Annotated in this window: 1 protein-coding gene; it reads left to right on the top strand. The window is 70.2% G+C overall.

From position 1 onward, the window contains the following. Positions 1-101 precede the first annotated feature (101 nt). Positions 102-359 (top strand): GNAT family N-acetyltransferase (locus D9V41_RS16890; RefSeq protein WP_481725508.1); only part of this gene is annotated, 258 nt, incomplete at its 3' end.

The raw sequence follows: 359 nt of genomic DNA, 5'->3' as shown, positions 1-359 counted from the left end.
ATCGCCATGGTCGCGTCGCTCTGGCCGACGCCGTCGACCATCTCGCGAGTGGAGCAGCGTCTGGATCGTGCGGGCGGTCGCTCGTACTTCTCGGAGGGCTGGTGACGGCCGACGTCAGCGTCCGTCTCGCCTGGGCGGACGATGCGCCCGCCATCGCTGCGCTGCAACTAGCCGTCTGGCGCGAGAGCTACACGGACGTTCTCGGTACCCAGCTGGACGAGCTCGCTCCGTCCGACCTGACCGAGCGCTGGGCCGCGACCGTCAACGCGCCGCGCGACGCGCGACAACGGGTGCTCGTGGCACTCGAGCGCGCCACGCTCCGCGGATTCGCCATCGTGCACCCGTGCTTCGACGACGAT

This window comes from Aeromicrobium phragmitis (assembly GCF_003674095.1).
In the GTDB taxonomy this organism is placed as follows: domain Bacteria; phylum Actinomycetota; class Actinomycetes; order Propionibacteriales; family Nocardioidaceae; genus Aeromicrobium; species Aeromicrobium phragmitis.
This window is presented reverse-complemented; position numbering and strand designations above follow the sequence as displayed.